Origin of the sequence: Sodalis sp. C49, assembly GCF_046352915.1 — a bacterium.
GTDB lineage: Bacteria > Pseudomonadota > Gammaproteobacteria > Enterobacterales > Enterobacteriaceae > Acerihabitans.
The window spans coordinates 4,783,924-4,799,308 of the sequence record NZ_CP163303.1; the positions used below are offsets into that span (position 1 = coordinate 4,783,924).

Here is a 15,385-nt window from a genome sequence, read left to right on the forward strand (position 1 = left end):
GTGGATAAAGTTGCCGCAATGAAACGCCGGAATGGCAGTTTCATTATTGATTATTTATGGGTAACGGCTTTGACGATTCTATCGCCGCCGATTTGTATTAAAAACACCAGGATAACTAATAACGCCAAGACAATATTCATGATGGTCGCGTTATAACCGATATACCCGTACTGGATACCGATTTGACCCAGGCCGCCGGCGCCCACCGCCCCCCCCATGGCGGAATAGCCCACCAGGGTGATAAGCGTGATGGTGGCGGCGTTCACCAGGCCAGGCAGCGCTTCCGGCAACAGAACCTTGCGGATAATCTGCAGCGGCGTGGCGCCCATGGCGCGCGAGGCTTCAATCAGGCCGGCCGGGATCTCCAGCAGGGCGTTCTCCACCATGCGGGCGATAAACGGAGCGGCGCCGACGGTCAATGGGACAATCGCCGCCTGCAGGCCGATTGACGTGCCGACAATCATGCGGGTAAAGGGGATCATCCACACCAGCAGGATAATAAAAGGAATGGAGCGAAAGATATTCACCAGCGCCGAGGTTGTGCGATAGACCTTGCCGTTTTCGATAATCTGCCCGGGCCGGCTGATATACAGCAATACGCCGATGGGCAGTCCCACGACGAACCCCAGGAAACCGGAGACAAATGTCATCATCAGTGTTTCCCAGATTCCCTTGGCGAATAACGCCACCATGGCTTCAGACATAACCCAGTACCTCTACTTTAACGTGCTGCTGCTGCAAAAAGGCGATGGCGTCACGGGAATTTTGTTCATCCCCGGCCATTTCCGTCAGCATAATGCCGAACTTAACCCCACCGGCATAATCCATCTGCGCGCTGATTATATTATTGTTGACGTTAAAACGCCGGGCGGCCTCGGATAATAACGGCGCATCCACCGACTGGCCGGTAAACTCCAGCTGCAGAATGGGGATTTTACCCGCCGACGGCGCGTCGGTCATGCGCTCGCGATAGTCGTCCGGTATATCCAGATGCAGGGTGGACTTGATGAATTGCTGGGCCAGCGGCGTTTTGGGATGCGAAAACATTTCGCTCACGGTGTCCTGTTCGATCAATTCACCCTGGCTTATTACCGCCACCTGATCGCAGATGCGCTTCACCACGTCCATTTCATGCGTAATTAACAAAATGGTCAGGCCGAGGCGGCGATTGATATCCTTCAGCAAAGCCAAAATAGAACGGGTGGTGGCCGGATCCAGGGCGCTGGTGGCTTCATCGCACAGCAGCACCTTGGGGTTGCTGGCCAGCGCCCGGGCAATGGCGACCCGCTGTTTCTGGCCGCCGGACAGGTTGGCCGGATAGGCGTCGGCCTTATCCTCAAGCCCGACCAGGGTCAGCAGCTCATTGACCCGCGCGGTGATATCGCGCCTGGATAATTTATCCAATTCCAGCGGCAGGGCAATATTGCCGGACACGGTGCGCGAGGACAGCAAATTAAAATGCTGAAATATCATGCCGATTTGCCGGCGGGCGGCAATAAGCTGACGCTCAGGCAGGTTGGTAAGATCTTTACCATCGACCAGCACCGTACCCCTGGTGGGACGTTCCAATAAATTTACGCAACGGATAAGCGTGCTTTTACCGGCGCCGGAAGCGCCGATAACGCCATAAATCTGACCTGGCGCAACGTGCAGGGAAACATCCGACAGGGCATTAATAGTCAGGGCGCCCTGCGAATATTGCTTGGTAATATGAGAGAGTGTGATCATGCTTTTTTAGGGTTACTGGTTACCTGTTGCGAGAATAAATGGCACCTTTACGATATCCGCAGATATCAGCGTGCGTGGATGTTAGGGCGTCTAGACGGCTAAGTCAACTGGGTTTCATTTTCTCCGTTTCTCTTCGCCCGATAAAACATGCGATACTGGGCGCCGTTTATGTTGTCAGGAGCCAATCAGTGACACAGCCTGTCCCAGCTATATTTTTAGACCGCGATGGTACCATTAATGTCGATCACGGTTATGTACATGAGATCGATGAATTTCAATTTATCGACGGTGTTATCGATGCCATGCGGGAATTGAAAACCATGGGATTCGCCCTGGTGGTGGTGACGAACCAGTCCGGTATTGCACGGGGTAAATTTACCGAAGATCAGTTTATGCGCCTAACCGAGTGGATGGATTGGTCGCTGGCCGATCGCGACGTGGAATTGGACGGCATCTATTTCTGCCCGCATCATCCCGACGGCGTGGAAGGGGAATACCGCCAGGATTGCGACTGCCGCAAACCCAAACCCGGCATGCTGCTCGATGCGCAGCAGTTCCTGAATATCGATATGGCGGCCTCCTATATAGTAGGTGATAAGGCCGAAGACATGCTGGCGGGGCAAGCCGCGGGCGTCGGCGCCAAAGTGCTGGTGCGCAGCGGCAAGCCGCTGGACGAAAAGGCCCAGGCCTTGGCGGATTGGGTGATAGACAGTCTTGCGCAACTACCGGCTGCCATTAAACAGCATGCAAAAGGTGCATAACGGTTAGATTTTAACCGGTCGGTTAAAATGACGTTTTTTTTACTTGCCATTTTTCCGTACCCCCCTATAATGCGCCTCCATCGACCGGTAACGTGAGCAGTATCACACTCTACCGGAAACGAGTCAGAAGACAGGCCGAACGGGCTTGACACTGAAAGAGGAAAGCGTAATATACGCCACCTCGCGCCAGACTGATTACAGCGGCGCACTGCTCTTTAACAATTTATCAGACAATCTGTGTGGGCACTCACAAGACCGTATCGAAACACAAAAATACCAAGTCTTGAAGAGTGAACAAACAGTTAATTCATAAGATTAACAGTATGACAATCTTTGAGCATCAAGCTTTTAATTGAAGAGTTTGATCATGGCTCAGATTGAACGCTGGCGGCAGGCCTAACACATGCAAGTCGAGCGGCAGCGGGAAGTAGCTTGCTACTTTGCCGGCGAGCGGCGGACGGGTGAGTAATGTCTGGGGATCTGCCTGATGGTGGGGGATAACTACTGGAAACGGTAGCTAATACCGCATAACGTCGCAAGACCAAAGTGGGGGACCTTCGGGCCTCACGCCATCGGATGAACCCAGATGGGATTAGCTAGTAGGTGAGGTAATGGCTCACCTAGGCGACGATCCCTAGCTGGTCTGAGAGGATGACCAGCCACACTGGAACTGAGACACGGTCCAGACTCCTACGGGAGGCAGCAGTGGGGAATATTGCACAATGGGCGCAAGCCTGATGCAGCCATGCCGCGTGTGTGAAGAAGGCCTTCGGGTTGTAAAGCACTTTCAGCGGGGAGGAAGGCGATAAGGTTAATAACCTTGTTGATTGACGTTACCCGCAGAAGAAGCACCGGCTAACTCCGTGCCAGCAGCCGCGGTAATACGGAGGGTGCGAGCGTTAATCGGAATTACTGGGCGTAAAGCGTACGCAGGCGGTCTGTTAAGTCAGATGTGAAATCCCCGGGCTTAACCCGGGAACTGCATTTGAAACTGGCAGGCTAGAGTCTCGTAGAGGGGGGTAGAATTCCAGGTGTAGCGGTGAAATGCGTAGAGATCTGGAGGAATACCGGTGGCGAAGGCGGCCCCCTGGACGAAGACTGACGCTCAGGTACGAAAGCGTGGGGAGCAAACAGGATTAGATACCCTGGTAGTCCACGCTGTAAACGATGTCGATTTGAAGGTTGTGGCCTTGAGCCGTGGCTTTCGGAGCTAACGCGTTAAATCGACCGCCTGGGGAGTACGGCCGCAAGGTTAAAACTCAAATGAATTGACGGGGGCCCGCACAAGCGGTGGAGCATGTGGTTTAATTCGATGCAACGCGAAGAACCTTACCTACTCTTGACATCCAGAGAAGACTTCAGAGATGAGGTTGTGCCTTCGGGAACTCTGAGACAGGTGCTGCATGGCTGTCGTCAGCTCGTGTTGTGAAATGTTGGGTTAAGTCCCGCAACGAGCGCAACCCTTATCCTTTGTTGCCAGCACGTAATGGTGGGAACTCAAAGGAGACTGCCGGTGACAAACCGGAGGAAGGTGGGGATGACGTCAAGTCATCATGGCCCTTACGAGTAGGGCTACACACGTGCTACAATGGCGCATACAAAGAGAAGCGAACTCGCGAGAGTAAGCGGACCTCACAAAGTGCGTCGTAGTCCGGATTGGAGTCTGCAACTCGACTCCATGAAGTCGGAATCGCTAGTAATCGTGGATCAGAATGCCACGGTGAATACGTTCCCGGGCCTTGTACACACCGCCCGTCACACCATGGGAGTGGGTTGCAAAAGAAGTAGGTAGCTTAACCTTCGGGAGGGCGCTTACCACTTTGTGATTCATGACTGGGGTGAAGTCGTAACAAGGTAACCGTAGGGGAACCTGCGGTTGGATCACCTCCTTACCGAAATAGATACTAGATTGTGTAGTGTCCACACAGATTGTCTGATAACTGTAATGAGCAAACAGCTCGTATGGTTTACACGTGAAGCCCGGCTTCGCACGTGCAAGGCATCGTCCGATGATAGGAGAGCAACGCGATGCGTTGTTCGACTAGAAAGAGGTCGCTTACTTTCATTAATGAAAGTTTCGCCTTACACGGAAAAGCAACGCGGCGCGTTGCAAGCATTTTCCGTGTCCCCTTCGTCTAGTGGCCTAGGACACTGCCCTTTCACGGCGGTAACAGGGGTTCGAACCCCCTAGGGGACGCCATATCCCGCTGTCTATTTCAGAGCACACTCTTATGAGTATGCTGCGAAATACATGCTCTTTAACAATCCGGAACAAGCTGAAAATTTGAAAAAAAACATGCTGAGCAAAATCAGTATGCGATTCTCTCAAAGCAAGCAAACCTAATGATTGCCGTGTCGATGGCAATCTCTGTAGCCCAGGCGAGGGTTTACTCTCACCAGGGTGAGACTGTGCGAACAGTGTCAGGGCAAGGCGCACGGCGCGCAGCCAGCGGAGTGGACTGTATGTCCATGAGCATGGCGAGCACCGCGCAACGATGCCATGGCAGTGTGCAGCCAGTCGCAACACAGACACTTTAGGGTTGTGAGGTTAAGTGAATAAGCGTACACGGTGGATGCCTAGGCAGTCAGAGGCGATGAAGGACGTGCTAATCCGCGAAATGCGCCGGTGAGCTGATATGAAGCGCTATCAGCCGGCGATGTCCGAATGGGGAAACCCAGTGCAATTCGTTGCACTATCATTACGTGAATCCATAGCGTATTGAGGCGAACCGGGGGAACTGAAACATCTCAGTACCCCGAGGAAAAGAAATCAACCGAGATTCCCCTAGTAGCGGCGAGCGAACGGGGAACAGCCCAGAGTCACCATCAGCATTTGCATCAGGAGAACGGTCTGGAAAGTCCGGCAACACAGGGTGATAGCCCCGTATCCGAAGGTGCAAGTGCTGTGAGCTCGATGAGTAGGGCGGGACACGTGATATCCTGTCTGAAGATGGGGGGACCATCCTCCAAGGCTAAATACTCCTGACTGACCGATAGTGAACCAGTACCGTGAGGGAAAGGCGAAAAGAACCCCGGCGAGGGGAGTGAAATAGAACCTGAAACCGTGTACGTACAAGCAGTGGGAGCCTTGATTTATCAGGGTGACTGCGTACCTTTTGTATAATGGGTCAGCGACTTATATTCTGTAGCAAGGTTAACCGAATAGGGGAGCCGTAGGGAAACCGAGTCTTAACTGGGCGTTAAGTTGCAGGGTATAGACCCGAAACCCGGTGATCTAGCCATGGGCAGGTTGAAGGTTGGGTAACACTAACTGGAGGACCGAACCGACTAATGTTGAAAAATTAGCGGATGACTTGTGGCTGGGGGTGAAAGGCCAATCAAACCGGGAGATAGCTGGTTCTCCCCGAAAGCTATTTAGGTAGCGCCTCGTGAATTCATCTTCGGGGGTAGAGCACTGTTTCGGCTAGGGGTCCACCCCGGATTACCAACCCGATGCAAACTGCGAATACCGAAGAATGTTACCACGGGAGACACACGGCGGGTGCTAACGTCCGTCGTGAAGAGGGAAACAACCCAGACCGCCAGCTAAGGTCCCAAAGTCATGGTTAAGTGGGAAACGATGTGGGAAGGCACAGACAGCCAGGATGTTGGCTTAGAAGCAGCCATCATTTAAAGAAAGCGTAATAGCTCACTGGTCGAGTCGGCCTGCGCGGAAGATGTAACGGGGCTAAACCATGCACCGAAGCTGCGGCAGCGATACCTTCGGGTATTGTTGGGTAGGGGAGCGTTCTGTAAGCCTGCGAAGGTGGCCTGTGAGGGCTGCTGGAGGTATCAGAAGTGCGAATGCTGACATAAGTAACGATAAAGCGGGTGAAAAGCCCGCTCGCCGGAAGACCAAGGGTTCCTGTCCAACGTTAATCGGGGCAGGGTGAGTCGACCCCTAAGGCGAGGCCGAAAGGCGTAGTCGATGGGAAACAGGTTAATATTCCTGTACTGGGTGTGACTGCGAAGGGGGGACGGAGAAAGCTAGGTTCGCCGGGCGACGGTTGTCCCGGTTTAAGCGTGAAGGTGGAAAGAGCAGGTAAATCCGCTCTTTTATTCAACACTGAGGCGTGATAACGAGCCACTACGGTGGTGAAGGAATTGATGCTACGCTTCCAGGAAAAGCCTCTAAGCTCCAGGTCACATCGAATCGTACCCCAAACCGACACAGGTGGTCAGGTAGAGAATACCAAGGCGCTTGAGAGAACTCGGGTGAAGGAACTAGGCAAAATGGTGCCGTAACTTCGGGAGAAGGCACGCTGGCATTAGGTGGAGGGACTTGCTCCCCGAGCTGAAGCCAGTCGCAGATACCAGCTGGCTGCAACTGTTTATTAAAAACACAGCACTGTGCAAACACGAAAGTGGACGTATACGGTGTGACGCCTGCCCGGTGCCGGAAGGTTAATTGATGGGGTTATCCGCAAGGAGAAGCTCTTGATCGAAGCCCCGGTAAACGGCGGCCGTAACTATAACGGTCCTAAGGTAGCGAAATTCCTTGTCGGGTAAGTTCCGACCTGCACGAATGGCGTAATGATGGCCAGGCTGTCTCCACCCGAGACTCAGTGAAATTGAACTCGCTGTGAAGATGCAGTGTACCCGCGGCAAGACGGAAAGACCCCGTGAACCTTTACTATAGCTTGACACTGAACATTGAGCCTTGATGTGTAGGATAGGTGGGAGGCTTTGAAGTGTGGACGCCAGTCTGCATGGAGCCAACCTTGAAATACCACCCTTTAATGTTTGATGTTCTAACTCCGGCCCATAATCTGGGTCGAGGACAGTGTCTGGTGGGTAGTTTGACTGGGGCGGTCTCCTCCTAAAGAGTAACGGAGGAGCACGAAGGTTAGCTAATCACGGTCGGACATCGTGAGGTTAGTGCAAAGGCATAAGCTAGCTTGACTGCGAGAGTGACGGCTCGAGCAGGTGCGAAAGCAGGTCTTAGTGATCCGGTGGTTCTGAATGGAAGGGCCATCGCTCAACGGATAAAAGGTACTCCGGGGATAACAGGCTGATACCGCCCAAGAGTTCATATCGACGGCGGTGTTTGGCACCTCGATGTCGGCTCATCACATCCTGGGGCTGAAGTAGGTCCCAAGGGTATGGCTGTTCGCCATTTAAAGTGGTACGCGAGCTGGGTTTAGAACGTCGTGAGACAGTTCGGTCCCTATCTGCCGTGGGCGTTGGAAGATTGAGAGGGGCTGCTCCTAGTACGAGAGGACCGGAGTGGACGCACCACTGGTGTTCGGGTTGTCATGCCAATGGCATTGCCCGGTAGCTACGTGCGGAAGAGATAACCGCTGAAAGCATCTAAGCGGGAAACTTGCCTCGAGATGAGTCTTCCCTGTGGCTTTAAGCCACCTGAAGGGACGTTAAAGACGATGACGTTGATAGGTCGGGTGTGTAAGCGCAGCGATGCGTTGAGCTAACCGATACTAATGACCCGTGAGGCTTAACCTTACAACACCTAAAGTGTTTGACGCGAAGAGAGCGTTGCCCCGAGGGGTGGCGAGAGAATTTTCAGCGAAGTTCCGGATAAACGGACGTGGCATAGAAGGATATGCGGCGGACGGTAACGAATTTGCCTGGCGGCACTAGCGCGGTGGTCCCACCTGACCCCATGCCGAACTCAGCAGTGAAACGCCGTAGCGCCGATGGTAGTGTGGGGTCTCCCCATGCGAGAGTAGGGAACTGCCAGGCATCCAATTGACGAAGCCCTCTGTGAAAACAGAGGGCTTTTTCATGTGCGTAACCCTGGCGGTTCGCTACTCGAGTAAGAGAGTAGCACCCCCGGCAACGCCGGTGGAACGGAGCCGCAGGCGACGGCCCGCAGGGTGCCTGACGCAGTCAGGCATCCACTGCCAGGCATCCCATTGACGAAGCCCTCAAAGAAAACAGAGGGCTTTTTCATGTGCGTAACCCTGGCAGTTCGCTACTCGAGTCAGAGAGCAGGACAACAGGCGGAGCCTGTTGAACGCCGCTTGCGGCGGCCCGCAGGGTGGCCGCCGCAGGCGGACATCAACTGCCAGGCATCCCATTGACGAAGCCCTCAAAGAAAACAGAGGGCTTTTTCATGTGCGTAACCCTGGCGGTTCGCTACTCGAGTAAGAGAGTAGGACCCCCGGCAACGCCGGTGGAACGGAGCCGCAGGCGACGGCCCACGGTGATCTGGAAAGCGCTTAGTTTACCGTGGCGAGGTAATTTGAATGTATAATAGACATTAAACTGACTTCTCAAATCGAATATCACCATCCGCTAAGTATTCCTTAGGGTGCCACCCGAGCTGGCGATAAAAACCGCTGGCGCGGCTGTTGCCGTCTGTTACCAGCCATATTTTTTGATGGTGCTTGAAAAGATAGGTTTCGGCGTTGGCCAGCAGAACGCGGCCTAGTCCAAGCCCTTCAAATTCAGGGCGTATGAACAGGGCAAATACGCTTGCTTCAGCGGTGCAGGCCATAGAAAAACCAGCAGGAATTTGCCCTATCTCGGCAATCCAGACGCAGGGGGAGGCAAGTATCGCGTCCCTGATGGCAACAGCAGTAATTCCCATTTCCGTAAGCCGAGCGCGTGAGATCTGGTTCTCTCTTACGCTTAAGCGAATAGCAAAAATAGTATTGATATCCGTGATCTTGGCCAACCGGACACGTATTTTATCATGATTTTCGCCAGGTAAATTGTCTGGCGTTTCATGTCGCGACATCAATGCCTCCCTGCGGATTAATCCAAATATGAACTTATCATAATAGAAGTCTTAATTTGCGCTCCGCGCAGACGAAAATTGCTGGGAACAGGTCCAGATGCAACGTCTTGGCCTGTTAGCATACAGCAATATCCTCGGTTATTGAGTATACAGTTATTTTAGTTAATCATTTATTGAGATAATACAGACTATAACCCGCCGAAGCCCCCGCCACATCCCAGGCGAAGTCCTTCCAGCTCCAGCCGCTGCCGGCGGCACGGCTGTCGAACGTTTCCTTCAGCGCGCCCAGCGAAAGGGCGAAGGCAAACCCGATATTGCGGCTGCGGGCTGGGGAGGCATTTTGGTGTTCCGCCACCGCGCTACCCGCATAGGCCAGCGTGGCGGAAGAAATAAAATGCGCTGTTTTATCGCGCCCTGTCCAGTTGTCCTGCGCCATATGGGCGCAGGCGCTGCAAAAAATCAGCGGAAGAATAATAACCGTGCGACAAGCGAGATGACTGACGTGATGAAATGGCTGCCTGGGGCTTTTTGACATGGTTGCGTTCCGCTGGTTCAAACCGTCGGCCTGGCGGACACTACGGCATCCCTGAACCGACGGCGCCGGTTTGTCTCCGGCGGGTCCTTTCAAGGAGGCCGCCGGTGGAAAACCGCGATGATGCCGGAATGACATTCCTGTGTGCCTAAGGGCGAATCTATAAAATACGGCTGATAAGGCGATCGATACGGATACGCCGCAGCCGGCGGATCAGCTTGCGTACTTTGACCGGATAGTCGCCGATACCTTGCAACTCGGTATAGTGCGTGACCACTATGGTATGGGTACGGATAAGTTCGAGTTCATGCTCGCGCTGCGCACGCAGTTCGCCCTTCGGGTCGTGGATTAACAGCGCGTTTTCCAGATCCAGGCGCCAGGCGCGGGGATTAAGGTTATTGCCGGTCAATAACTGCCATTCGTCGTCCACCCACATGCCTTTGAGATGATAGGTATTATCACCGTCTTTCCATAACCTGACCACCAGTTGCCCGTTGTCCACATAACGCTGCAACCGTCCGAGAAAACGGCGCAGGTTGATTTCATATAAATAAGGCAAGGCGCCGATAATCTTAAACGGCTGATCTTCGGGAATATAAAAATCATTGGCCGTTTTGTCGCCGACGATGATTTCCACCTGCCTGTTCTGGCGCAGCAGAGAAATGATATTGCGCACCAGCAGCGCCGGCATATTAAAATAGGGGGTGCACAGGGTCAGTTTACTGTCGGCGCACGACATCAAGTGATGAATGGTTTTATTCAGCGGACTTTGCTTGCCTAATCCCACCAGGGGCGTGATGGTCAGTTCGTCATCGCCGGCCGAGCCGTTGCAGGCATAATCGGCATCGCGCAAAGACTGGCGGAACATGCGCGTATCGTTTTTGATTTCAATACTTTTGGGACGATTTGGATTATCCAGCCGGTTGACCGCGGGCGCCGTCAGCAGGTGTCGCTTAATATAACCCAGCATGCACTCGGCAAGCTGAGGGTTGTGGATCAGTTGATAACGATCGTAGCGGTATTTATCCAACTGATGCAGGTAGACATCGTTCAGGCTGGCGCCGCTGTAAATAACGGTATCGTCGATAATGAAGCCTTTGAGATGCAATACGCCCAGGGCTTCGCGGGTATTGACCGGTACGCCGTACACCGGTACCGACGTGCCGGGATGATCCTGCGCCATGCGGCAATACCAGTCGGCGTTGGTGTTTACCGCCGCCGCGCCTATGCGCCCACGCTGCGCGCGATGCCAGTCGACCAGCACACAGATCTCAAGCTCCGGCCGCAGCTCGCGGGCCTGGTAGAGGGCCGAGAGCACAGCCTCGCCACCTTCATCCTGCTCAAGATACAGCGCCACCAGATAAATACGCTTCTTGGCACCCGCAATGGCGTTAAGCAAGGCGATACGGAAATCTTCAGGACTGTACAGCGTTTGTACGTCAGCAACCGTCTGGGGAATTTTGGGCAGTTGTGCAAGGTGTTGTTGGTGTTTGGTACGTCTAAAGTTTGACAACATCACAGTGCGCTTCTTCTCTTGTCATCGTATGGTGGAATGACCATATGCAAAAACACAAATGTGTGGAATCGGCCATAATAACATTACTTTTCTCCATTGTGGCTATGTTTCGCCGCAGGTTGATGCGCGCTTGATGTTAGACCGGGGGTGGTTGCCGGGTTTCGCCCGCAAGCGACAGCGATAGCGCGACAATGCCGTCTTCCAACTGCAGATCGACGGTAAATCCCAGTTTTTTTGCCAGTGAAATCATGCCGTGGTTGCTGGGCATGGTGATGGCGTTCAAGCGTCTGAGCCCGTGATCGCGGGCGTAGGCAATCATTTTTTGCAGCAGCAGGCGGCCTAAGCCCATTTTTTTGAGATCGGACCTGACCAGTACCGAAAATTCGGCCTCGGTATTGTCCGGGTCGGAAAAAACGCGCGTGACGCCGATAATGGTGTTTCCCGCGTCGTTTTGTCTGATCGCGACAAACGCCATTTCTCGATCGTAGTCGATTTGGGTCATATAAGCCAAATCTTCATGGGTAAATTCTGTGATCTCACTGAAGTAACGATAATAAAGATCTTCCGGCGTGACCGCGCCGATAAACTGCTTTAGCAGCGGTTCGTCTTCGGGCAGGATGGGCCTGAACAGGCATTGCTCGCCGTTTTTCAGCGTGACCACCGATTCCAGCGCCTGCGGATAAGGACGGATCGCCAGGCGCGCCTCGGGGTCGCCCGGGCGTTCGGCCAGTTCAAGGCTGACATCCAGCACCGTCATATCGCCGCCGCAGGCCAGCAGCGGATGGATATCCAGATGGACGATTTCCGGGCAGTCAAGCAGCAGGTTGGAGACCTGCACCAACAGGCGGCTTAACGCGACAATATCCAGCGAATAGAGCGGACTATGGGTGCGGATAGCGCCTTTTTTCAGGCCCTGGCGCACCATATTCTGCGCCAGCGTCATATTAAGCGGCGGCAGGGCTACCGCCGTTTGGTCGGCCTGTCGCCATTCATGCCCGCTTTCACCCAGCAGGATTAGCGGGCCGAACACCGGATCCTGTTCGACCAGGATGCGCAGTTCCTGGGTGCCGGCCCGGCTGGCCATGCTTTGTACCAACATGCCCTCGATGCGCGCCTGAGGAAAGGTTTGCGCCACGCGTTCCGCCATGGCGTTGGCCGCCTGGGCCACTTCCTGCGCATTGCGCAGCGACAGCATCACGCCCTGGACCTCGGATTTATGGGGGATGTCCGGCGAGCGCAGCTTCAGCGCCACAGGGTAACCAATACGGTCGGCAACGGCGACGGCCTCGGCGGTGTCGCCGGCGATCCAGGTGGGCAGGGTGGTTAAGCCATAAGCCTCGATAATGGGGCGCACCTCGTGGGTCGCCAGCCGGGTAATGCCCTGTTCCAACGCCTGGCGGATCAGGGCGTGCGCCTGGGCGGTATCCACCGTCAGGCCGACCGGCAGGGCCGGTGTTTCCATCAATTGCTTTTGATTGCGCCGGTATTCCGCCATATGCATAAAAGCGGTGACCACGCCTTCAGGGGTGCGATAGGTGGGTAGCCCCGCCTCCGTGAACAGGCGTCTGGCCTCCCGGGAGGAAAATTCGCCGCTCCAGTTGGTCAGCAGGGTGACCTGCCGGCCACGGGGGTGAAGCTTGGCCAGCTCGATAACCTGCTGCGCCGTCTCGCTGCTGGGGGCGGCGGCGCTGGGGGCGTGGATAATCAGCAGCGCGTCGTAGTCGGTGCTGTCAAGCAGCGCCGTCAGGGCGGCGCGATAGCGGGCCGGAGTGGCGTCGTCCGCCAAATCAAGCGGGTTGGCGGCGGGCAGGCCCTCCGGCAATACCGCCTGCAGGGCCTGACGGGTCGCGGTGCTCAACGTCGCCAGCTTGCCATGACGGCTGAGCAGCTCATCCAGCGCCAGGGCGGCCGGGGCAATGCCGTTGCTGACGATCATCAGCCGTTCACCGCGCAACGGGCGCATATGGCTTAGGGTTTCCACCGCTGAAAATAATTCGTGGGTATCTCGCACCCGCAGCAGCCCGGCACGCTGGATTGCGGCGTCGTAGGCGGCATCCCTTCCCTGGGGATAGTTCAACAGGCGCTGCGCCTGCGGGCTGCGCCCGCTTTTGATGACCAGTATAGGCTTGTTGCGCGCGGCGCCCCGGGCGGCCGACAGAAAGCGCCTGGCGTCGCTGAGGTGCTCCAGGTGCAGTAAAATGGCGCTGGTTTTGCCGTCGCGCGCCAGGAAATCAAGCACATCGTCCACATCGATATCGATACTGTCGCCGAGCGCGATAAAATAGGAAAACCCGATTTCGCGCTGCTGCGCCCAGTCCAGCACGGTATTGGATACCGCGGCGGACTGGGAGATAAATGCCAGCTTGCCTTTATGGATGGGCACCGGGGAAAAACTGGCGTTCAATCCTTGCCACGGCGCCAGTACCCCCAGGCTGTTCGGCCCGAGCAGACGCATGCCGTGACGGGCGGCGCAGGCTTTCAGCTCGGTAAACTGGGCCGGTGGCGCGGAGAGGATAATCGCCGTTTTGCAACCCAGCCTGCCGAGGTCGTCGAGCAAACCGGGATTGCGGCTGGCGCGGGTGCACAGGATCGCCAGGTCCGGCGCCAGGGGCAGGCTCGCCACGTCCGGATAGCTTAAAACGCCGCAAACCGCGGGATAGCGCGGCGTTACCGGCAATATCGGGCCGCCGAACCCGCCGTTCAGCAGATTACGCATCATCAGGTTCCCGGCCCGGCCCGGTTTGTCGGACGCCCCCAGCACGGCGATGGATTTTGGTCTTAGCAGCGCTTCCAAACCTCGTTGACTCATCGGTGGTCTCCTATCCAGCCGCATCCGACAAGTGTAAGCGCATTAAGGCCGGGGTGTTGTGATGGCGGAAGATATTTGCGCGGTGTTATGGTGCGATTTACCCAATAGGTAGCGGCTGCGAAACAGCGCAAAATGCGCGCCCAGGCGATCCGCCGCCGCCGCGTCCCCCGTCTGGCGCAGCAGGGTGGCGGCCACCTCGGCGGTGCAGTGGTGGCCTTCGCCGTGCGCTTCCCGCAGACGATAGGCGGAGACGGTAGCCAGGTTAAGGGATAATATCGGAAAATCCGCCAAATAGGGGCTTTTGCGAAACATCTTGCCGGCCTCGGACCAGGTGCCGTCAAGCAGAATAAACAACGGCGGCTTGCCGCAGGCATCGATTTGCGGCACCACGCGCCGGTCCGGGGCGACGTTGTGCGCCGGGAATACCACATAAGGCTGGCGGGCGGGGTCGGCAATAGCCGATAGCAGTGCCGTATCCGGCTCGGTGCGCGACCAGAGAAAAGCCTGGGTATCCGGCAAGATATCGGCGATCAGGCGTCCGGTATTGCTGGGTTTCAGGGGCTCGGAGTCAAACATGATCAGGCAGAAACGGCTGACCGACGTCATGGGGATAATGCGATCGCACAGGCAAACGGGCTGCGGCAGCAGGCAGTGTTCGCAGCGCACGACCCGGCAACCGCGCGCGCGGTACGGCCGGGTGGCGCGATCGAGACGATATTGGCGTAGCGCCAGCACGGCGTTGTTTGTCATGGGAAGCCCGCAAGAAAAGAGAGAGTTTACCGGAGCGGGCGGGGAAAGCGGACAACTATTTACCGACGGAGCTGTCGGGAAACGCAGTGTCGCGGCGCGCCGGGCCACCCGCCGCCACAGCATGTGCGGGTGGCCCGGCGGCGGCCGCTTAAGACGGGCTCGGAATGGACAGGCCTTCGTCCAGCCACTCTTCAAACGGCCCTTTGGGCATAGCGCCGTGCAGCGAATCCACCATTTTACCGTGCCTGAACACCATGATGGTGGGAATGCTGCGGATGCCGAAACGGGTGCTTAACTGGGGCTCCGCTTCGGTATTCACCTTCAGGAAACGTACCGAGCCGCGGCGCTCCGCGGCAACCGCCTCGAAAATCGGCGCGAAGCCGACGCAGGGGCCGCACCAGGGCGCCCAGAAGTCGACCACCACCGGCAGATCGTCTTGCAGCAGCTTATCGAGGGAGTCGGTGGTGGCATGCACCACTTTGCCGTCCAGCAGCGCCTCGCCGCAACGGCCGCATTTCGCGCCGTCGTTGACCTTCTGTTCCGGCAGCCGGTTGGTGGCCAGACAGGATGCACATACTGTATTCATACA

General features: G+C 55.9%; 9 protein-coding genes, 1 tRNA gene and 3 rRNA genes. 5 read left to right on the forward strand and 8 right to left on the reverse strand.

All coding sequences use genetic code 11. The annotated features are described in order from the left end of the window. Positions 1-50: 50 nt before the first annotated feature. The gene (locus tag ABUK12_RS21605; protein ID WP_410013742.1) at positions 51-704 is read right to left on the reverse strand and encodes a methionine ABC transporter permease MetI; all 654 of its coding nucleotides are present in this window, start codon (positions 702-704) and stop codon (positions 51-53) included. Beyond that, positions 697-1,728, reverse strand: a complete 1,032-nt coding sequence (gene metN / locus ABUK12_RS21610; RefSeq protein WP_410013743.1) for a methionine ABC transporter ATP-binding protein MetN — start codon at positions 1,726-1,728, stop codon at positions 697-699. The genes ABUK12_RS21605 and metN overlap by 8 nt, the downstream gene beginning before the upstream one ends. A gap of 188 nt (positions 1,729-1,916) precedes the next feature. On the opposite strand from metN, the gene gmhB reads away from it, so the two are divergent. The 5 genes from gmhB to rrf all read left to right on the forward strand — a co-directional run bounded on the left by gmhB (position 1,917) and on the right by rrf (position 8,189). Beyond that, positions 1,917-2,489: a D-glycero-beta-D-manno-heptose 1,7-bisphosphate 7-phosphatase gene (gene gmhB / locus ABUK12_RS21615; RefSeq protein WP_410013744.1), complete on the forward strand. Its 573-nt coding sequence runs from the start codon at positions 1,917-1,919 to the stop codon at positions 2,487-2,489. A 349-nt stretch (positions 2,490-2,838) separates the two neighbouring features. Then, positions 2,839-4,381: ribosomal RNA gene (locus ABUK12_RS21620) — 16S ribosomal RNA — on the forward strand. A gap of 232 nt (positions 4,382-4,613) precedes the next feature. Next, positions 4,614-4,689 (forward strand) — tRNA-Glu (locus ABUK12_RS21625). Between the two features lie 346 nt (positions 4,690-5,035). Then, a 23S ribosomal RNA gene (locus tag ABUK12_RS21630) occupies positions 5,036-7,949 on the forward strand. Positions 7,950-8,073: 124 nt separating this feature from the next. Further along, positions 8,074-8,189: ribosomal RNA gene (gene rrf, locus ABUK12_RS21635) — 5S ribosomal RNA — on the forward strand. Together the 16S, 23S and 5S rRNA genes with 1 tRNA gene alongside form the textbook arrangement of a ribosomal RNA operon. A gap of 520 nt (positions 8,190-8,709) precedes the next feature. Here the strand turns inward: rrf and ABUK12_RS21640 are convergent. The 6 genes from ABUK12_RS21640 to trxC form a co-directional block, all read right to left on the reverse strand. Continuing rightward, positions 8,710-9,189 (reverse strand): GNAT family N-acetyltransferase, encoded by a 480-nt coding sequence (locus ABUK12_RS21640; protein ID WP_410013745.1) that lies wholly within the window; start codon positions 9,187-9,189, stop codon positions 8,710-8,712. Between the two features lie 166 nt (positions 9,190-9,355). After that, entirely contained in the window at positions 9,356-9,724 is a 369-nt protein-coding gene (locus ABUK12_RS21645; RefSeq protein ID WP_410013746.1) for a YfiM family lipoprotein, read from the reverse strand. Between the two features lie 157 nt (positions 9,725-9,881). Next, positions 9,882-11,237: a CDP-diacylglycerol--serine O-phosphatidyltransferase gene (gene pssA / locus ABUK12_RS21650; RefSeq protein WP_410013747.1), complete on the reverse strand. Its 1,356-nt coding sequence runs from the start codon at positions 11,235-11,237 to the stop codon at positions 9,882-9,884. Between the two features lie 136 nt (positions 11,238-11,373). Continuing rightward, positions 11,374-14,046, reverse strand: coding sequence for a bifunctional acetate--CoA ligase family protein/GNAT family N-acetyltransferase (locus tag ABUK12_RS21655; RefSeq protein ID WP_410013748.1), 2,673 nt, complete (start codon positions 14,044-14,046; stop codon positions 11,374-11,376). Between the two features lie 42 nt (positions 14,047-14,088). Next, positions 14,089-14,796, reverse strand: coding sequence for a tRNA-uridine aminocarboxypropyltransferase (locus ABUK12_RS21660; protein ID WP_410013749.1), 708 nt, complete (start codon positions 14,794-14,796; stop codon positions 14,089-14,091). A 148-nt stretch (positions 14,797-14,944) separates the two neighbouring features. Continuing rightward, positions 14,945-15,382, reverse strand: coding sequence for a thioredoxin TrxC (trxC, locus tag ABUK12_RS21665; protein WP_410013750.1), 438 nt, complete (start codon positions 15,380-15,382; stop codon positions 14,945-14,947). Between the last annotated feature and the right edge of the window lie 3 nt (positions 15,383-15,385).